This is a genomic window from Streptomyces sp. NPDC035033 (assembly GCF_040636735.1).
In the GTDB taxonomy this organism is placed as follows: domain Bacteria; phylum Actinomycetota; class Actinomycetes; order Streptomycetales; family Streptomycetaceae; genus Streptomyces.
On record NZ_JBEZUZ010000027.1, the window covers coordinates 1 to 17,850 of the forward strand.

The 17,850-nt window shown below is 73.7% G+C and carries 16 protein-coding genes and 3 tRNA genes; 10 read left to right on the top strand and 9 right to left on the bottom strand.

The window, feature by feature from the left end; all coding sequences use genetic code 11:
• Window positions 1-1,309: sulfatase-like hydrolase/transferase (locus tag AB0E83_RS13900; protein ID WP_362109973.1), on the top strand; the 1,309-nt coding region annotated here is incomplete at its 5' end.
• Here the strand turns inward: AB0E83_RS13900 and AB0E83_RS13905 are convergent.
• Entirely contained in the window at window positions 1,303-2,121 is an 819-nt protein-coding gene (locus AB0E83_RS13905) for an META domain-containing protein (RefSeq protein WP_362109975.1), read from the bottom strand. The genes AB0E83_RS13900 and AB0E83_RS13905 overlap by 7 nt on opposite strands.
• Before the next feature lie 39 nt (window positions 2,122-2,160).
• A complete protein-coding gene (locus AB0E83_RS13910) occupies window positions 2,161-2,949 on the bottom strand; it encodes a sterol carrier family protein (RefSeq protein ID WP_362109977.1) in 789 nt (262 codons plus the stop codon).
• A gap of 65 nt (window positions 2,950-3,014) precedes the next feature.
• Here AB0E83_RS13910 and AB0E83_RS13915 point away from each other — a divergent pair, with 65 nt between their 5' ends.
• Entirely contained in the window at window positions 3,015-3,425 is a 411-nt protein-coding gene (locus AB0E83_RS13915; protein WP_362109979.1) for a nuclear transport factor 2 family protein, read from the top strand.
• 57 nt (window positions 3,426-3,482) lie between these two features.
• Here the strand turns inward: AB0E83_RS13915 and purL are convergent, their stop codons facing one another.
• The 3 genes from purL to purS form a co-directional block, all read right to left on the bottom strand.
• Window positions 3,483-5,732: a phosphoribosylformylglycinamidine synthase subunit PurL gene (gene purL, locus AB0E83_RS13920; RefSeq protein WP_362109981.1), complete on the bottom strand. Its 2,250-nt coding sequence runs from the start codon at window positions 5,730-5,732 to the stop codon at window positions 3,483-3,485.
• 88 nt (window positions 5,733-5,820) lie between these two features.
• The gene (gene purQ, locus AB0E83_RS13925; RefSeq protein WP_362109983.1) at window positions 5,821-6,501 is read right to left on the bottom strand and encodes a phosphoribosylformylglycinamidine synthase subunit PurQ; all 681 of its coding nucleotides are present in this window, start codon (window positions 6,499-6,501) and stop codon (window positions 5,821-5,823) included.
• Window positions 6,498-6,743 (bottom strand): phosphoribosylformylglycinamidine synthase subunit PurS, encoded by a 246-nt coding sequence (gene purS / locus AB0E83_RS13930; RefSeq protein WP_215092426.1) that lies wholly within the window; start codon window positions 6,741-6,743, stop codon window positions 6,498-6,500. The genes purQ and purS overlap by 4 nt, the downstream gene beginning before the upstream one ends.
• 366 nt (window positions 6,744-7,109) lie before the next feature.
• Here purS and AB0E83_RS13935 point away from each other — a divergent pair, with 366 nt between their 5' ends.
• The 8 genes from AB0E83_RS13935 to AB0E83_RS13970 all read left to right on the top strand — a co-directional run bounded on the left by AB0E83_RS13935 (window position 7,110) and on the right by AB0E83_RS13970 (window position 11,663).
• Window positions 7,110-7,451, top strand: a complete 342-nt coding sequence (locus tag AB0E83_RS13935; RefSeq protein WP_362109986.1) for an Lsr2 family protein — start codon at window positions 7,110-7,112, stop codon at window positions 7,449-7,451.
• A gap of 99 nt (window positions 7,452-7,550) precedes the next feature.
• Window positions 7,551-7,622, top strand: a tRNA-Gly gene (locus tag AB0E83_RS13940).
• An 81-nt stretch (window positions 7,623-7,703) separates the two neighbouring features.
• A tRNA-Gly gene (locus AB0E83_RS13945) sits at window positions 7,704-7,776 on the top strand.
• Window positions 7,777-7,926: 150 nt separating this feature from the next.
• Window positions 7,927-8,877: an ABC transporter ATP-binding protein gene (locus tag AB0E83_RS13950; RefSeq protein WP_362109988.1), complete on the top strand. Its 951-nt coding sequence runs from the start codon at window positions 7,927-7,929 to the stop codon at window positions 8,875-8,877.
• The gene (locus tag AB0E83_RS13955) at window positions 8,874-9,668 is read left to right on the top strand and encodes an ABC transporter permease (RefSeq protein WP_362109990.1); all 795 of its coding nucleotides are present in this window, start codon (window positions 8,874-8,876) and stop codon (window positions 9,666-9,668) included. Before AB0E83_RS13950 ends, AB0E83_RS13955 begins: the two co-directional genes overlap by 4 nt.
• A 26-nt stretch (window positions 9,669-9,694) precedes the next feature.
• A complete protein-coding gene (locus tag AB0E83_RS13960; protein ID WP_362109992.1) occupies window positions 9,695-10,957 on the top strand; it encodes a histidine kinase in 1,263 nt (420 codons plus the stop codon).
• Window positions 10,954-11,568 carry a response regulator transcription factor gene (locus AB0E83_RS13965; RefSeq protein ID WP_362109994.1) on the top strand — a complete coding sequence of 205 codons (615 nt, stop codon included), beginning with the start codon at window positions 10,954-10,956 and terminating at the stop codon, window positions 11,566-11,568. Before AB0E83_RS13960 ends, AB0E83_RS13965 begins: the two co-directional genes overlap by 4 nt.
• 22 nt (window positions 11,569-11,590) lie before the next feature.
• Window positions 11,591-11,663 (top strand) — tRNA-Gly (locus AB0E83_RS13970).
• 127 nt (window positions 11,664-11,790) lie between these two features.
• On the opposite strand, the gene AB0E83_RS13975 is transcribed toward AB0E83_RS13970, so the two are convergent.
• The 4 genes from AB0E83_RS13975 to purD form a co-directional block, all read right to left on the bottom strand.
• The gene (locus AB0E83_RS13975) at window positions 11,791-12,699 is read right to left on the bottom strand and encodes a phosphoribosylaminoimidazolesuccinocarboxamide synthase (RefSeq protein ID WP_362109996.1); all 909 of its coding nucleotides are present in this window, start codon (window positions 12,697-12,699) and stop codon (window positions 11,791-11,793) included.
• A gap of 105 nt (window positions 12,700-12,804) precedes the next feature.
• On the bottom strand, window positions 12,805-14,265 hold the full coding sequence (locus tag AB0E83_RS13980) for a N,N-dimethylformamidase beta subunit family domain-containing protein (protein ID WP_362109998.1): 1,461 nt from the start codon (window positions 14,263-14,265) through the stop codon (window positions 12,805-12,807).
• A 217-nt stretch (window positions 14,266-14,482) separates the two neighbouring features.
• Window positions 14,483-16,324 carry a hypothetical protein gene (locus AB0E83_RS13985; RefSeq protein WP_362110000.1) on the bottom strand — a complete coding sequence of 614 codons (1,842 nt, stop codon included), beginning with the start codon at window positions 16,322-16,324 and terminating at the stop codon, window positions 14,483-14,485.
• A 250-nt stretch (window positions 16,325-16,574) separates the two neighbouring features.
• The gene (gene purD, locus AB0E83_RS13990) at window positions 16,575-17,825 is read right to left on the bottom strand and encodes a phosphoribosylamine--glycine ligase (RefSeq protein WP_362110002.1); all 1,251 of its coding nucleotides are present in this window, start codon (window positions 17,823-17,825) and stop codon (window positions 16,575-16,577) included.
• Window positions 17,826-17,850 lie beyond the last annotated feature (25 nt).

The following is a 17,850-nucleotide window of genomic DNA, read 5'->3' on the forward strand; positions in this document are numbered from 1 at the left end:
GTCCGCCGGGGCCGCCCCCGCCGAGCGCCCCTTCCGCGCCGCGCACCCGCGCCGCCACTCCCGCCGGCCGAACCTCCTCGTCATCCTGGGCGACGACCTCGGCTGGGCCGACCTCTCCTCGTACGGCTCCCCGCACATCCACACCCCGCACCTCGACCGGCTCGCCCGCGGCGGCGTCCGCTTCACCGACGCGTACTCCGGCTCCGCGACCTGCTCCCCCACCCGCTTCAGCCTCTACACCGGCCGCTACCCGGGCCGTACGAAGGGCGGGCTCGCCGAGCCGATAGCCGACAGGTCCGCCGGCCTGGACCCCACCCACCCCACGCTCGCCTCGCTGCTCCGCGACTCCGGCTACGCCACCGCCCTCATCGGCAAGTGGCACTGCGGCTACCTTCCCGACTACTCCCCCACCAAGTCGGGCTGGGACGAGTTCTTCGGCAACTTCGGCGGCGCCCTGGAGTACTACTCCAAGCTCGGCCTCGGCGGCGAGTACGACCTCTACGAGGGCGACGCCACGTACAAAGACCTCCGCTACTACACGCGGATCCTGACCGAGCGGGCGAGCGAGTACGTCTCCCGCGACCACGAGAAGCCCTGGCTGCTCAACCTCAACTTCACCACCCCGCACTGGCCGTGGATCGCCGACGGCGACGAGGAGGCGAGCGCCGAGATCGTCCGCCGGATCAAGGCCGGCGACCGCTCCGCGCTCTGGCACCAGGACGGCGGCTCGGTCGAGAAGTACAAGGAGATGGTCGAGGACCTCGACCGCTCGGTCGGCGAGGTCCTGGCGGCGCTGCGGCGCTCCGGCCGGGAGCGGGACACCCTGGTCCTCTTCGCCAGCGACAACGGCGGCGAGCGCTTCTCCTACAACTGGCCGCTCGCCGGCAACAAGGGCTCCCTCCAGGAGGGCGGCATCCGCGTCCCCACGATCCTGCGCTGGCCGGCCCGGATCGACGGCGGCCAGGTCAGCGACCTGCCCGTCTTCACCCCCGACTGGACGGCGACCCTCCTCGACGTCGCCGGGGCCCGCCCCCACCCCGCCCACCCGCTCGACGGCACCAGCCTCGCCGGACACCTGCTGCGCGGCGAGGAGGTGCCGGAGCGCGACCTGTTCTGGCGGGTGCGCGGCGAGCGGGCGCTGCGCCGCGGCGACTGGAAGTACTACCGCGGCAAGTCCGGGCGGGACCAGCTCTTCCACCTCGCCGAGGACGCCCGCGAGCAGGCCGACCGGGCGGCCGTCGAGCCGGCGCGGCTCGCCGGGCTGCGGGCGGCCTGGGAGCGCGTCGACGCGGGGCTGCTGCGCTACTGAGCCCGGTCGGCCCGTGCGGTCAGGCCCGCGCCGGCGCCGTCGGTGAGGGTCAGCGTCCGGTGGTCGATCCGGTAGGAGAGGGGGCCGTCGAGGAGCTCGTACAGCGTGGTCTCCAGGGCCATCTGCGGGCTCGTGCACATCATGCGGGTGGTGGCGGCCGGACCCTCGACGGTGAGGGTGCGGGCCTTCTCGTCGATCCTCGCCGTGGCGGAGAAACCGTTGCAGCCGAGGTTGCCGGTGATCCGGCCGTCGGCCCCGAGGACGAGGCGGGCCTTGTCCCCGCTCCCGGCCGGGAGGGAGGCGGCGGTGTCACCGGAGACCAGGCCGTCGACCTTCCAGGCGGTGCCGCGCAGCGGGGCGGACGGTTCGGCGGCCAGCTCGACCTTCCGCGTGCCGTCCGCGGAGGCGAGGGTCAGCGCGCCGTCCTTCAGGGTGCCCTCCAAGGGGCCGGTGAAGGCGGCGAGGAAGGCGGTCTCGAAGCGCTGCGCGTCGGCCGGGCAGCCCCGCTCGGTGATCTCCTCCTGGGTGACGGTGACGGTCGCTCCGGACACGGCGTAGCCCGCGCCGAAGTGGTTGCAGCCGGTGCTGCCCCGGGCGCGGCCCGCGTCGGTGAAGTCGACCCGGGCGCCGTCGGGGGCCGCCGAGCGGGCGCCGTCGACGGTGACCGCGCCGACCGTCCAGTGGGTGCCGGTCAGCGGGAGGTCGGGGTCGCCCGCTCCGCCGGGGCCGTCCCCGCCCTGTCCACAGGCGGTGAGCGCGGCGAGCAGGGCGACGGTGGCGGCGGCGAGGGTGGTGCTGCGCGGCTTCGGCATGCCGGTGGGACGCGCCCGGCCCCCGGCGGGTTCCCGGTCTCAGCCCATCAGGGGGAGCAGCCCCGTCAGATCGGCCCGCTCGCCACTGGCGGCGATCCGGGCCGCGTCGCGCTCGGCCGCCCAGTCGGTGCGCCCGGTGGCCAGGCGGATCCAGGTCAGCGGGTCCGTCTCGACGACGTTCGGCGGGGTGCCCCGGGTGTGCCGGGGCCCCTCCACGCACTGCACCACCGCGTACGGCGGGATCCGCACCTCCACCGCGCCGCCCGGGGCCTTCGCGGCGAGAGCGTCGGCGAGCAGCCGGGTGCAGGCGGCCAGGGCCTGCCGGTCGTACGGGATCTCCACACCGGTCGCCGCGGCGAGGTCGTCGGTGTGGACGACCAGTTCGACGGTGCGGGTGACGAGGAAGTCGGCCAGGACCATGGCGCCGAACCGGGTCGGCACGAGCCGGTCGCCGGACGCGTCCGCGAGCCGCTCCTCGAAGAGCGCCCGGGTCCGCCCGTAGAGGCCGGGCAGGTCGTCCGTGGCGATCGCCCGGGTGTCCTCGTCGATGCCGGCGGCGCCCCGGGCGGTGGCGAGCGGCCAGTCGACGAGGGCGAGTTCGCGCCGGGCCGGTTCGGGCTCGGTGAGCTTCCGGGAGAGCGAGCCGAGGACCATCGTCAGGTGCGCGGCCAGTTCCCGCACGGTCCAGTCGCCCAGCCGGGTCGGCCGGTCGAGGGCGTCCGGCGGCAGCGCGAGCACGGCGTCCGTGACGTGCCCGAACTGGGCGAGCACGGCGGTCCGGATCTTGGCGGGGTCGTAGCTGCGGGCGCGCTTCCTGGCAGGTGGCATGGGCAGAGGCTAGCGCCGAGACTTGAGGAAGGGGACAACTCCTCACGAAAGGCGGTGCCGGGGCCATGACCCATCACGAGCACCCCGACGCGGCTCTGGTGCGCCGCGGGTACGAGGCGTTCACCTCCGGCGACATGGAGACGCTCGCCTCCCTGATGACCGGCGACTGCACGCACCACTCGCCCGGCGAGAGCCAGATGTCCGGGCACTTCAAGGGACGGGACAACATCCTGGCCCACTTCGGGAGGCTCATGGAGCTGACCGACGGCACCTTCCGCGTGGAGCTCAAGGGCGTCTACCCGGACGGCCGGGGCCACGTCATGTCCGTCCACACCTGGCACGCCGACAAGGGCGACCGGGGCATCGAGATGGACGGCGGCCTCTTCTTCACGACGGTCGGCGGCAAGATCACCGACGTCGACGAGTGCGTCGCGGACATCACCGAGGCCGACGCCTTCTGGGGTCCCGCGGAGTGAACGGCGGACGGCCCCCGGCCCGTCTTCACGGGACCGGGGGCCGTTTCACGTGAAACGTCAGGCCAGCAGGCCCGGGATCGTCGCCTCGTGCGCGGTGCGCAGCTCCTCCAGGGAGAGCGTGAACTCGCCCTGGACGTCGACCGCGTCGCCGTCGACGACGCCGATGCGGGTCGCCGGCAGGCCGCGGGCGCCGCACATGTCGGTGAAGCGGAGCTCCTCGCTGCGCGGGACGGCGACGACCGCGCGGCCGGCCGACTCCGAGAAGAGGAACGTGAAGGCGTCCAGGCCCTCCGGGACGACCAGGCGCGCGCCGTTCCCGCCGCGCAGGCAGGACTCGACGACCGCCTGCACGAGACCGCCGTCGGACAGGTCGTGCGCCGCGTCGATCATGCCGTCGCGGGAGGCCGAGATCAGGATCTCGCCGAGCAGCTTCTCCCGGTCGAGGTCCACGGCCGGCGGCAGGCCGCCGAGGTGCTGGTGGATCACCTCGGACCAGGCCGAACCGCCGAACTCCTCCTTGGTGTCGCCGAGCAGGTAGAGGAGCTGGCCCTCTTCCGCGAAGGCGATCGGGGTGCGGCGGGTGACGTCGTCGATCACACCGAGGACGGCCACGACGGGCGTCGGGTGGATGGCGACCTCACCGGTCTGGTTGTACAGCGACACGTTGCCGCCGGTGACCGGGGTGCCGAGCTGGAGGCAGCCGTCCGCGAGACCGCGGGTGGCCTCGGCGAACTGCCACATGACGGCCGGGTCCTCGGGCGAGCCGAAGTTCAGGCAGTCCGAGACGGCGAGCGGCTTGGCGCCGGAGGCGGCGACGTTGCGGTACGCCTCCGCGAGGGCGAGCTGCGCGCCGGTGTACGGGTCGAGCTTGGCGTACCGGCCGTTGCCGTCGGTCGCCATGGCCACGCCGAGGTTGGTCTCCTCGTCGATGCGGACCATGCCCGCGTCCTCGGGCTGCGCCAGGACCGTGTTGCCCTGCACGAACCGGTCGTACTGGTCCGTGATCCAGGACTTCGACGCCTGGTTCGGGGAGGAGACGAGCTTCAGGACCTGGTCCTTGAGCTCGGCGCCGCCCTTCGGCCGGGGCAGCTTGCCGGCGTCGTCGGCCTGGAGGGCGTCCTGCCACTCGGGGCGGGCGTACGGCCGGTGGTAGACCGGGCCCTCGTGGGCGACCGTGCGCGGCGGGACGTCGACGATCTGCTCGCCGTGCCAGAAGATCTCCAGGCGCTCGCCCTCGGTGACCTCACCGATGACGACGGCGATGACGTCCCACTTCTCGCAGATCTCCAGGAAGCGGTCGACGTGCTGCGGCTCGACGATCGCGCACATGCGCTCCTGCGACTCGCTCATGAGGATCTCCTCGGGCGAGAGCGTCGCGTCGCGCAGGTGCACCTTGTCGAGGTCCACGCGCATGCCGCCGGAACCGGCGGAGGCCAGCTCGGAGGTGGCGCAGGAGAGCCCGGCGCCGCCGAGGTCCTGGATGCCCGCGACCAGCTTCTCCTTGAAGATCTCCAGGGTGCACTCGATGAGGAGCTTCTCCTGGAAGGGGTCGCCGACCTGGACGGCGGGGCGCTTGGTGGGCTTGGTGTCGTCGAAGGTCTCGGACGCGAGGACCGAGACGCCGCCGATGCCGTCGCCGCCGGTGCGGGCGCCGTAGAGGATGACCTTGTTGCCGGGGCCGGAGGCCTTGGCGAGGTGGATGTCCTCGTGCTTCATGACGCCGATGCAGCCGGCGTTGACCAGCGGGTTGCCCTGGTAGCAGGAGTCGAAGACGACCTCGCCGCCGATGTTCGGCAGGCCCAGACAGTTGCCGTAGCCGCCGATGCCGGCGACGACACCGGGCAGCACGCGCTTGGTGTCGGGGTGGTCGGCCGCGCCGAAGCGGAGCGGGTCGACGACCGCGACCGGGCGGGCGCCCATGGCGAGGATGTCGCGGACGATGCCGCCGACGCCGGTGGCCGCGCCCTGGTAGGGCTCGATGTACGAGGGGTGGTTGTGCGACTCGACCTTGAAGGTGACCGCGTACCCCTGGCCGACGTCGACGACGCCCGCGTTCTCGCCGATGCCGACGAGCATGGCGTCGTTCTGCGGGGCCTTCTCGCCGAACTGCTTCAGGTGGACCTTGCTGCTCTTGTAGGAGCAGTGCTCGGACCACATGACGGAGTACATGGCGAGCTCGGCGCCGGTGGGACGGCGGCCGAGGATCTCGCGGATGCGCGCGTACTCGTCCTCCTTGAGGCCGAGCTCCTTCCAGGGCTGCTCGCTGTCCGGCGTCTCGCTCGCGTGCTTGACGGTGTCGAGGGTCACGCTCGGTCGCTCCTTCGCGCGGGGTGGTGCGGGTGTCGACGGCCGGGGCGCTCAGTCGCTCCCTCGGCCGTTCCGGCGTCGAGGCTCATCAGGCGTTGACCAGCTTCTTGAGGATCGAGGTGAAGAAACCGAGGCCGTCCGTCCTGCCGGTGCCGATCAGCGGCTCGACGGCGTGCTCGGGGTGCGGCATGAGGCCGACCACGTTGCCCGCGGCGTTGGTGATGCCCGCGATGTCGCGCAGGGAGCCGTTGGGGTTCACGTCCAGGTAGCGGAAGGCCACCCGCCCCTCGGCCTCCAGCTCGTCGAGCACGCGCTCGTCGGCGACGTACCGGCCGTCCATGTTCTTGAGCGGGACCTCGATCTCCTGGCCCTCGGTGTAGTCCGAGGTCCAGGCGGTCTCCGCGTTCTCCACCCGCAGCTTCTGGTCGCGGCAGATGAAGTGGAGGTGGTTGTTGCGGAGCATGGCGCCCGGCAGCAGGTGGGCCTCGGTGAGGATCTGGAAGCCGTTGCAGATGCCGAGGACCGGCATGCCGGCCTTCGCCTGCTCGATGATCGTCTCCATCACCGGCGAGAAGCGGGAGATGGCGCCGGCCCGCAGGTAGTCGCCGTAGGAGAAGCCGCCGGCGAGGACCACGGCGTCGACCTGCTTGAGGTCCTTGTCGCGGTGCCACAGCGACACCGGCTCGGCGCCCGCGAGACGGGCGGCGCGCAGCGCGTCCTGGTCGTCGAGGGTTCCGGGGAACGTGACGACGCCGATGCGTGCGGTCACGACTCGACCTTCACGACGAAGTCTTCGATCACGGTGTTGGCGAGGAAGGTTTCGGCCATCTCATGGATGCGGGCGAGGGCGGCGTCGTCGACCGGTCCCTCCACCTCCAGCTCGAAGCGCTTCCCCTGACGGACGTCGGCGATCCCGTCGAACCCGAGGCGGGGCAGTGCGCGCTGCACCGCCTGTCCCTGCGGGTCGAGGATCTCCGGCTTGAGCATGACGTCGACTACGACGCGTGCCACTGGCACTCCCGGTGGTGTGTTGCGTGGGCGGTTCCCTCAGCGTACCTGCCTCCAAATTCTACGCGGGTAGAGATCTGAAGGATCCTACAAATGCCCAGGCCGGAAGCCGTTTCCCAACGATGATCCACTTCAAACCTCCCACACCCCTCCTCCCGTGAAATGCGAGTGAAATATTGCGGCGCCCATTGCCCGGGGACACGCGGAGACAATTGACGGGGCTTCACAATGCGACGCCCATCGCTGTACAAAGGAATACAGAGGAAAGCAGTATTGTCCCTGGGCAGCCAGAGGCCCGGTATCACCGCACGTCAGAGCCGTACCCCGGCCTCGCTCACGGCGGCGGGCCACAGGAAAGGACCGATATCCGTGGCGCAGCGAGTGGTGGTCACCCTCTCCGATGACATCGACGGCGGAGAAGCGGCGGAAACGGTCGCGTTCGGTCTCGACGGGAAGATGTACGAGATCGACCTGAATGCTGCCAATGCAAAGAAACTCCGCAAGGCGCTCGAGCCCTACCTCGCGGCCGGACGGAAGCTGACCGGGAAGGCTGCGTCCGGTGTGACCGGAACCACCACCGCGTACAAGCACACCGCCCTCGCCCCCGACCCGGCGGCGGTCCGCGCCTGGGCCCAGTCCCACAAGATGGACGTGCCGGCCCGGGGCCGCATCCCCAAGCGGGTCTACGAGGCCTTCCGCGCCGCGAGCTGAGCCGCCCCGCGGACCGGATTTGCGTTCCACCCCCGGTGATCGGCTAGAGTCTGGATCACGCCGAGGGGCGAGGCCGAAAAGCCGAGTCCCACGCAGCGTGCGGGTGTAGTTCAGTAGCAGAACATCCCCCTTCCAGGGGGAAGGCGCAGTGTGCGATCCCTGTCACCCGCTCTGCATCACGGTTACCGACCACTCCGGTGGATCAGGTAGAGTGGTGCTCGCACCGCCCGGTGAAAGCCGGTCGGGAGCAATGCGGACGTGGCTCAGTTGGTAGAGCATCACCTTGCCAAGGTGAGGGTCGCGAGTTCGAATCTCGTCGTCCGCTCAGGGTGAAGGCCCCGGTTCTCAGGAACCGGGGCCTTCGGCGTTTCCCCGGCCCTTTCCCGCACCTCGCGACCGGCGCCATGACATTTGTCAGTCCCGGTGATGACAGCGCGCACTGCCCCCCGCTGCCCGCGGACGGGAGGCTGGAGCCATGACAGCTGAAGCCCTGACCCCGGCCATCGAGGCGACCGACCTGAGCCGCAGCTACGGCGGCGGGTTCGAGGCGGTGCGCGGCATCTCCCTCTCCGTCGGCCGGGGCGAGGTCTTCGCCCTCCTCGGCACCAACGGCGCCGGCAAGACCTCCACCGTCGAACTCCTGGAGGGCCTGGCCGCCCCGTCCGGCGGCACCGCCCGCGTCCTCGGCCACGACCCGTACCGCGAGCGCGCCGCCGTCCGCCCCCGCATCGGGGTGATGCTCCAGGAGGGCGGTTTCCCCTCCGACCTCACCGTGGCCGAGACCGTGCGCATGTGGGCCGGCTGCACCAGCGGCGCCCGGCCCGCGGGCGAGGCCCTCGCCGCCGTCGGCCTCGCCGGCCGCGAGAAGGTGCGGATCAAGCAGCTGTCCGGCGGCGAACGCCGCCGCCTCGACCTCGCGCTCGCCCTCCTCGGCCGCCCCGAGGTCCTCTTCCTCGACGAGCCCACCACCGGCCTCGACGCCGAGGGCCGCCGCGACACCTGGGAGCTCGTCCGCGCCCTGCGCGACGAGGGCACCACCGTCCTCCTCACCACCCACTACCTGGAGGAGGCCGAGACCCTCGCCGACCGGCTGGCGATCATGCACCGGGGCCGGATCGTCCTCTCCGGCACCCCCGCCGAGGTCACCGCCGCCCAGCCCGCCCGGATCCGCTTCACGCTGCCCGCCGGCACGCCCGCCGCCCGGCTGCCGCTCGGCCTGAAGGCCGCCGCCGACGGCGACCGCGTCGAGATCCGCACCCACGCCCTCCAGGACGACCTCACCGAACTCCTCGGCTGGGCCCGCGACCACGGCGTCCGCCTCGACGGCCTCGACGCCCGCTCCGCCTCCCTCGAAGAGGCCTTCCTCGACATCGCCTCCCGCACGGAGGACGCCCCCGCCGGCCCGAAGGAGACCGCGACCCGATGAGCACGCACACGACCGGCGCCGGCCGCCCGTCCACCACCCTCACCCGGCTCGCCGCCCTCGGCCGGGCCGAACTCACCCTCCTCGGCCGCAACCGCAACAACCTCTTCATCGCGGCCCTCATGCCGCTGCTGATGATCTTCCTGCTGCGGTCCTCCCTCAAGGGGGTCGACGAGGCCACCCTCGGCATCTCCCTCTCCGCCGCCACCCTCATCGGCGGCACCGGCATGGTCCTGCTGCTCGTCGTCTACATGAGCCTCACCTCCAGCCTCACCGCCCGCCGCGAGGAGCTCGTCCTCAAGCGGCTGCGCACCGGCGAGGCCACCGACGCCGAGATCCTCGCCGGCGCCGCCCTGCCCGCCACCGCCATCGCCCTCCTGCAGTGCGCGGTCCTCACCGTCGGCGGCTTCACCCTGCTCGACGCCGCCGCCCCCGCCCGCCCCGACCTGCTGGTCCTCGGCCTCGCCGCCGCGATCGCGCTGCTCGCCGGGCTCGCCGCCGTCACCACCACCATCACCCGCACCGTCGAGAGCGCCGGCCTCACCACCCTGCCGCTCTTCCTCGTCTCCTCCTTCGGCTCCGGACTCTTCGTCCCCCGCGACGCCCTGCCCGGCCTCGCCGCCGACCTCGCCCAGCTGCTCCCGCTCAGCGGCGTCATGGAGTTCGTCCGGGCCGGCTGGCTCGGCACCGCCCACGCGGGCAGCCTGCTCACCGCCGCGCTCAATACAGTGGCCTGGGGCGTTCTGACCGGGTGGGCGGTCCGCCGCTGGTTCCGCTGGGAGCCCCGCCGCTAGGACGACCGAAGGGGGAGAGGGGACGGATGTCCGCGATGACGGGATGGTGGTCACGGCGCAGCGTCGCCGGGAAGGTCGAGCTGTACACCCGGTGGACCTTCCACCTCTTCGCGCCGATCGAGCTGTTCACCTTCGGCGGCATCCCGCTGAGCCGCTCCGCCGGGAGCCCGCTCGGCACCGCCGGAGCCCTCGGCCTCTGCCTGTGGGTCCTCGCCCACTCGGTGCTCTGCGCGGTGCTGGCCTCCCGCGGCCTCGACCACACCACGGGCGTCCGCTCCCGGCCCGTCCGGCTCGCGGCCGGCGTCGTCGCCGCGACCGCGACCGGCAACCTGGTCGTGGTCGTGCTGTGGACGACCGGCGCGCTGCCCGACGGCGGCGTGAACGCGAGCGTGGTCGTCGGCACCGCCGTCTTCACCGTCGGCATCCTCTCCCTCTGCGTCGACGGCGTCCGGCAGATGCTGTACGCGGCCGCCGGCGTCGCCCTCGTCACCGCGCTGCCCGTCGTCGTGCTCGGCCACGGCCTCCTCGAAGGACTCGCCACCGTCGTCGCCGTCCTCGTCGGCGGCGGCGCGTGCGCCGGCGCCTGCGGCTTCTCCTCCTGGCTGCTCGGCGTCGTCCAGGAGCTGGAGCGCTCCCGCGACCTCAAGGCCCGGCTCGCCGTCGCCGAGGAACGGCTCCGGTTCGGCCGCGACCTGCACGACGTCATGGGCCGCAACCTCTCGGTGATCGCGCTCAAGAGCGAACTGGCCGTCCAGCTCGTCCGGCGCGGCCGCCCCGAGGGCGTGGACCAGATGGTCGAGGTCCAGCGGATCGCCCAGGAGTCCCAGCGCGAGGTCCGGGAGGTCGTCCGCGGCTACCGGGAGGCCGACCTGCGGGTCGAGCTGGAGGGCGCCCGGGGCGTCCTCGGCGCCGCCGGCATCGACTGCGCCGTCGACGCCCCCGCCCTCGACCTGCCCGCCGGGGTGCAGTCCGCGCTCGGCTGGGTCGTCCGCGAGACCACCACCAACGTGCTGCGGCACGGCGACCCCCGGCGCTGCGCAATCACCCTGCGCGCGGAGGCCGGCGAGGCCGTGCTGACCGTGGAGAACGACGGGGCGGTACGGGACGGGGCCGCCGCCCCCGGCCGGACCGGCTCCGGCCTCGCCGGGCTGCGCGAGCGGCTCGGCGCGGTGGACGGCACCCTGGAGGCCGGGTTCGAGGGCCCGCACTCCTTCCGCGTCACCGCCCGGGTCCCGCTGCCCGCGCCGGGAGGAACCGGCGCCCGACAGGAGAAGGAGACGGTCGCGTGACCGACCCCGTACGCGTCCTGCTCGCCGACGACGAGCACCTGATCCGCGGCGCGCTCGCCGCCCTGCTCGCCCTGGAGGACGACCTGGTCGTCGTCGCCGAGGCCGCGACCGGGCCCGAGGCGCTCGCCATGGCCCGCGTCCACCGGCCCGACGTCGCCGTCCTCGACCTCCAGATGCCGGGGGCGGACGGTGTGACGGTCGCCACATCCATCCGGGACGAACTCCCGGACTGCCGCACGATGATCGTGACCAGCCACGGCCGCCCCGGCCACCTCAAGCGGGCCCTCGCGGCGGGCGTCCGCGGCTTCGCCCCGAAGACCGTCAGCGCCCAGCGGCTGGCCGAGCTGATCCGTACCGTGCACGCCGGAAACCGTTACGTGGACCCGGAGTTGGCGGCCGACGCGATCGCCGCCGGGGACTCCCCGCTGACCGCCCGCGAGGCCGAGGTCCTCGAACTCGCCGCCGACGGCGCCCCCGTCGCGGAGATCGCCCGGCGGGCCGCGCTCTCCCCCGGGACGGTCCGGAACTACCTCTCCTCCGCCGCCGCGAAGCTCGGTGCGGAGAACCGTCACGCGGCCGTGCGTCTCGCGCGGTCCAAAGGTTGGGTATAGTTAGCAGCGCGCTACGGCGCAGGCGGACGTGGCTCAGTTGGTAGAGCATCACCTTGCCAAGGTGAGGGTCGCGAGTTCGAATCTCGTCGTCCGCTCAGTGTGAAGGCCCCGGTTCTCAGGAACCGGGGCCTTCGTCGTGTGCGGAGTGTGCGGAGTGTCCGGCCCCGTCCCGGGGGCCGTGCGCCGTACGGCCCCCGGGCGGGACCGTACGGCGTCCGTCGGCTAGAAGCTGTCGGACCAGGACCTGCCGGTCAGCAGCTCGTACGCCTCCAGGTACTTGGCGCGGGTGGCGTCCACGACCTCCTGCGGGAGGGCCGGCGGCGGCTGCTCGCTCCTGCGGTCCCAGCCGGAGGCCGGGGAGGTCAGCCAGTCCCGCACGAACTGCTTGTCGTACGAGGGCTGGGCGCGGCCCGGCTGCCACTGGTCGGCCGGCCAGAAGCGGGAGGAGTCCGGGGTCAGCACCTCGTCGGCGAGGACCAGGGTCCCGTCCGCGAAGCCGAACTCGAACTTGGTGTCGGCGAGGATGATCCCGCGCTCGCGGGCGATGTCCCGGGCCCGGCCGTAGACGGCGAGGGTGGTCTGGCGCAGCAGGGCGGCGGTCTCGGCGCCGACCTGGCGGGCGACCTCCTCGTACGACACGTTCTCGTCGTGGTCGCCGACGGCGGCCTTGGTCGCCGGGGTGAAGATCGGCGCGGGCAGCTCGGAGCCGTCGGTCAGGCCCTCGGGGAGCGCGAGGCCGCAGACCGTGCGGGACTGCTCGTACTCGGCCAGGCCGGAGCCGGTGAGGTAGCCGCGGGCGACGCACTCGACCGGGACCATCTCCAGCGACCTGCAGATCAGGGTGCGGCCGGCCCAGTCGGCGGGCGCCCCGGCCGGCAGCTCGGTGGAGAGCACGTGGTGGGGGACCAGGTCGGAGAGCTGGTCGAACCACCACAGGGAGAGCTGGGTGAGGACGCGCCCCTTGTCCGGGATCTCGGTGGGCAGGACCCAGTCGTACGCGGACATGCGGTCGCTCGCCACCATCACGAGCTCACCGGCCTCGTTCCGGTACAGGTCGCGCACCTTGCCCGTGTGCAGGTGGGTCAGGCCCGGAACCTCGACGGGCTCGGGCTTTTCTACGAATCCGGACACGGTTCCTCCGCGTAGGTTGATCCAGGAACGGTCCGATTCTCTCGTACACGGGACCGGGGCCGGTCGCCGGGCCCCTCGCCACCGCCGGTCAGTGGCGCCTCCTGGTCAGTCCCTCTTACAGATGCGGTCGAGGAGATTGGCGGTGGCGCGCTGGACGCGGGGATCCACATGGCCCGGCCGGTCCAGCGCCGGCGACCAGGCGAAGGTGCCGGAGGCGAAGACCCAGGCCCCCGACGGCGCCCGGTAGAGACTGGTCTCCTGGTGGCGCAGCGCCCCGTCGCCGTCCCGGTAGGGCGAGTGGGCGAGCAGGATCCGGCCCTCGTGCTCGGGGAGCGGGGTGCGCGGGAAGTAGCGGTCCGCCTCGCCGGCGACCAGGCCGGGGAGCTCGTCGCCGTCGCCCGCGCCGGTCGCCTCCCAGAGCCAGTGCTCCGCGTTCCGCACGACGAGCGGGTGCGGTTCGGGCACCCGGCCGGCGTACTGGATGCCGAGGAGCTGCTGCTCGGGGCGGTCGACCTCGCGCCAGAGGGCGGGGCGGCCGGGGCCGCGGCGCTTGCGGCAGGTGAGCAGCCGGTCCGGCACCCCGGACGGCGAGGGGCCCAGCTCCACCTGCCAGTACATGGTGTTGGCGGAGAGGAAGACCAGCGAGGTGCCCTGGTCGCGGGCGTGTTCGGCGGCCTTCCGCATCGGTGCCGACCAGTACTCGTCGTGGCCGGGGAAGACCAGGCCCCGGTAGCGGGTCGGGTCGATCCGGCCGGCGTGCAGGTCCCGGGTCTCGGCGTAGGCGAGGTCGTAGCCGTACCGCTCCGCCCAGCGGATGAAGTCGTAGGCGTGGCCGACGTGCAGGGGCAGGCCGGCGCCCGCGTACGGCCGGTCGAAGGAGACCGTGATCGCCGCCTCCTCCTCGCCGAGCAGCCGGCCCTCCTCGTCCCAGGCGTGGTAGAGGCTGGCGCCGGTGCGCCCGTCCTCCGGGTAGAGGTTGTACGCCTGCCAGGTGACGTCCGGCAGGACGAGGAGGAGGTCCGCGGGGTGCGCGTCCCGCACGGTGAAGGGGATGTGGGAGCGGTAGCCGTCGGCGGTCGTGAGGACGGCGACGTACGCGCCGAGCGACCAGTAGCTCGGGACCTGGAGCCGCCAGGACTGCCACCAGTGGTGGCAGGAGACCGTGCGGTCGGCGGTGAGCGGGGGCGGCTGGACGATCCCGGAGAGCCGCGGGCTCGTGGTGATCTTCGCGGCGCCGTCCCCGCCGTAGTGCCCGATCCGGTAGACGTCGACCGAGAACGGCTGCGGCGGGTCCACGGTGACGTGGAAGTCGATCGACTCGCCGGGCGCCACGGCCCCGCCGGAGGCGAAGCCCTTGATCTGCCGGCGCACGTCGTCGGCGGTGCGCGGCCCGCCGGCGCCGCCGCCGGCCAGGGTCTCGTCCGCGTACCAGGGGACCATCTGGCCCGTGTCGTCGAAGTAGTTCTCCGAACCGCGCAGCCAGGGCAGCGGGCCCTGGCCGAAGGGATCGGAGACCGCGTGCGCGAGCGCGCCCGACTCCCACCGCCTGATCTGCTCCGCCCCCATGCGGCGCCCCTCCCTCGACTCCCCCGGTCATTGCCGCGGGCTCCTGCCCGCGGGTGATGCCCTCTGTCCGTGCCGGTCTGTCCGTGCCGGTCTGTTCAGTGCCGGTCTCCAGCACATCACATAACGCACGCGGTCCGTCACCGTTCGTCGTGAATCGACGAAGGTGGAACACGAGGCTCCGGTAAGGCCCGCCGGGCGCCGGAAGGGACGGCGGGCGTCAGAGGAGGCGGACGGGCTTCTCCGGGCGCACGCCGGTGCTGCTGAGCCAGGCCCGGAGGGGGGCCGGGTCGCCCTCCTCGACCAGGGCCAGCACGCGCGGCCCGAGGTCGGCGGCCCGCTCGCCGCCGACGAGCAGCGCGGGCCCGTCGAGCCAGTCGAGGCCGGGCGCGGCCGCGGTGGTGTCGACGGCGGCGCAGCAGACCAGCGCGGTCACGTGGTCGGCGAGCAGGTCCCGGCCGGTGCGGGGCGGGAGGAGCGGGCAGAGCGGCCAGGGCCCGTCGGGTCCGGTGAACCCGGCGACGCCGCCGCCCGCCGCGGCCGCGACCCGCGCCTCCCGCTCGGCCTCCTCGCGCGCCACCTGCGCGCTGAGCGCGGCGGCGAGGGCCTCGGCGGCGGGGTTGCGGGCCTCGCCCTCCTCGTCCTCGCCGTCCTCCGCGCCGGGGGGCACGACGGGGAGGTGGTCGTCGTCCGGTACGAGCTCTCCGGCGAGGTCCTCCGCCGCGGGCCGGGTCTCCCGGGTGCGGGGCCCGGCGCCGTCGTCCCCCGCGCGGGCGGGCTCCTGCGGGGCCGTCAGGTGGGTGAGGACGCGGGTGAGGGTGGGGCCCTCGGGGGTGCCGGGGGCAGGGGCCTCCGTGAGCCGGTCGAGGACGTCGTGGAGGCGGGCCGCGTCCGCGCGCCACTTCCGGTCGACGACCTCCTCCGGGTAGCGGCTCCACTCCACCGGCGCCCAGTCCGGGCCGGGCTCGGCCGGGCCGCCGTGGAAGAGCCGGGCGGCGAGCAGCGAGGCGGCCTCGTCGACCGCGCCGGGCTCCTCCAGGAGGTCGCAGGCGGGGCGCTCGCCGAGCCGGGAGGAGAAGCCCTCCGCCAGCCGGTCGCGCCGGGAGAGTTCGGTCAGGGCGGAGACGACCCCCGCGTCGAGCCGGGCCGGCCAGCGGCCCATCCGCCAGGCGGGCAGCGCGACCCGGGTGAGGAGCCGGTCCCAGCCCGCGTAGGCGAGGCCGACCTGCTCCTGGGCGACGATCCGCGCCCCGTGGTCCACGGCCTGGGCCCGCTCGGAGCCGGCGACGGCAACCCCGCGCTCCATCTCGGCGGCGTGCGGTCCGCAGGCCCGCAGCAGCAGCCGGGCCACCGGGGCCACGCCCCGGGCGCCGAGCCGGCGGAGCGCGCCGAGCCCGGGATCGCCGGGGACGGCGACGGCCGCGTCGAGACCGCGGACGAAGCGGCGGGCGGCGGCTATGTCGGGGTCGGCGGCCGGGCCCGTGCCGGCGACGACCGGTGCGAGGACCGCGCGCAGCTCTCCGACCCGCATCCACCACAGGAACGGGGAGCCTATGACGAGGACGGGGGCGCCCGGTCTCCCGGGGGCGCCCGCGCGGGCGTGCGCCGGGTGGGAGCGGTCCTCCAGCCAGCTGTCGCAGTCCGGCGTCAGGGCTATCGCGGAGGGGGCGGGCACGTCGAGCCGGTCGGCCAGGTCCCGCACGAGGCGGTGGAGGTCGGGGGCGGCGGTCTCGGTGAGCTCCACCGTCGGCGTCACCGCCGGGCGGGCGCGGGCGACGACGAGCGCGACGGCCGCGGCGGCGAGCAGGACGAGGACCGCGAGGACGGTCACGGTCCAGCGGGCGGTGGCCCAGCCGGAGCCGGTGAAGTGGCCGGTGACCTCGCCCGCGTACAGCACGACGGCGACGGCTGCGGGGAGCACCGCGGCCCCCAGCGCACGCCCCCGGACGCGCAGGACGGCGAGGGCGCGGGAGTGCGCGGCGCGCGCGCCCCACTCCTCGCCGAGGCTGCCGCTGTCATGGCCGCCGTTTCCGAAGCCGCTGCCGGACACGCCGTACCTCACCCCCTCTGCCTGTCCTCGACGGGACTCTCCGTGGCGGTGTTGCTCACTCCCCCACTGTGACACCGGGCACTGACATCGCAATGCCGGTGGGCCAAGTGCCGGAACGCCTGCGCCGCACCCTAGTTGGGGCTTCGGCGGTCGTCATCCGGATGGCCGAGTCGTCACCCGATCGAATGGCTTTGGGTAAAGGTGGTGCCGAGGACGGGGCCGTGCGGTTGACTGCGCGGCCGCGCCCTCGGCGCCCCTCCGGTCAGGCCCGGGCGGCCTTGAGCGCGATGTCCGTACGGTGCTGGGAACCGTCAAGGCGGATGCGGCCGACTGCCGCGTAGGCGCGCTCGCGGGCCTGGGCCAGGTCCGAACCGGTGGCGGTGACGGACAGGACCCGGCCGCCGGCGCTCACGATCGCGTCGCCGTCCCTCTTGGTGCCCGCGTGGAGCACGTACGCGTGCGGCGCGTCCTGCTCCGCGACCTCGGCGAGGCCCTCGATGGGGTCGCCGGTGCGCGGGGTGCCCGGGTAGTTGTGGGAGGCGACGACCACGGTGACGGCGGCCTCGTCGCGCCAGGCCAGCGGCGCCTGGTCGGCGAGGGTGCCGTTGGCGGCGTGCAGCAGCACGCCGGCGAGCGGGGTCTTGAGCCGGGCCAGGACGACCTGGGTCTCCGGGTCGCCGAAGCGGGCGTTGAACTCGATGACCCGCACGCCGCGGCCGGTGATCGCCAGACCGGCGTACAGCAGGCCGGAGAAGGGGGTGCCGCGGCGGCGCAGCTCGTCGACGGTCGGCTGGAGGACGGTCTCCATGACCTCGTCGACCAGCTTCGGGTCGGCCCACGGCAGCGGCGAGTAGGCGCCCATGCCGCCGGTGTTGGGGCCCTCGTCGCCGTCGAGCGCGCGCTTGAAGTCCTGCGCGGGCTGGAGCGGGAGGACGGTGGTGCCGTCGGTGATGGCGAAGAGCGAGACCTCGGGGCCGTCGAGGTACTCCTCGATGACCACGCGGTCGCAGGCGAGCGCGTGGGCGCGGGCCGCCTCGACGTCCTCGGTGACGACGACGCCCTTGCCGGCCGCGAGGCCGTCGTCCTTGACGACGTACGGGGCGCCGAAGGCGTCGAGGGCCTCGTCGATCTCGGCGGGGGTGGTGCAGACGTAGCTGCGGGCGGTCGGGACGCCGGCGCCGGCCATGACGTCCTTGGCGAACGCCTTGGAGCCCTCCAGCAGCGCCGCCTCCTGGGAGGGGCCGAAGACCGGGATGCCGGCGGCGCGGACGGCGTCGGCGACGCCGGCGACGAGCGGGGCCTCCGGGCCGACGACGACCAGGTCGGCGCCGAGGTCGCCGGCGAGCGCGGCGACCGCGCCGCCGTCCAGCTGGTCGACGGGGTGCAGCTCGGCGACCTCGGCGATTCCGGCGTTGCCGGGCGCGCAGTGCAGAGCGGTGACGTCGGGATCGAGGGAGAGAGAGCGGCACAGGGCGTGTTCGCGGGCGCCGCCGCCGATGACGAGGACCTTCACGCCAGCCAGGGTATCCGGATGGCCG

What these genes read in the sequence shown, in the direction of transcription:
- AB0E83_RS13960 (WP_362109992.1), top strand. Translation starts at nt 9,695, where the DNA reads ATGTCCGCGATGACGGGATGGTGGTCACGGCGCAGCGTCGCCGGGAAG.
- AB0E83_RS13950 (WP_362109988.1), top strand. Translation starts at nt 7,927, where the DNA reads ATGACAGCTGAAGCCCTGACCCCGGCCATCGAGGCGACCGACCTGAGC.
- AB0E83_RS13955 (WP_362109990.1), top strand. Translation starts at nt 8,874, where the DNA reads ATGAGCACGCACACGACCGGCGCCGGCCGCCCGTCCACCACCCTCACC.
- AB0E83_RS13915 (WP_362109979.1), top strand. Translation starts at nt 3,015, where the DNA reads ATGACCCATCACGAGCACCCCGACGCGGCTCTGGTGCGCCGCGGGTAC.
- AB0E83_RS13980 (WP_362109998.1), bottom strand. Translation starts at nt 14,265, where the DNA reads ATGGGGGCGGAGCAGATCAGGCGGTGGGAGTCGGGCGCGCTCGCGCAC.
- AB0E83_RS13910 (WP_362109977.1), bottom strand. Translation starts at nt 2,949, where the DNA reads ATGCCACCTGCCAGGAAGCGCGCCCGCAGCTACGACCCCGCCAAGATC.
- AB0E83_RS13905 (WP_362109975.1), bottom strand. Translation starts at nt 2,121, where the DNA reads ATGCCGAAGCCGCGCAGCACCACCCTCGCCGCCGCCACCGTCGCCCTG.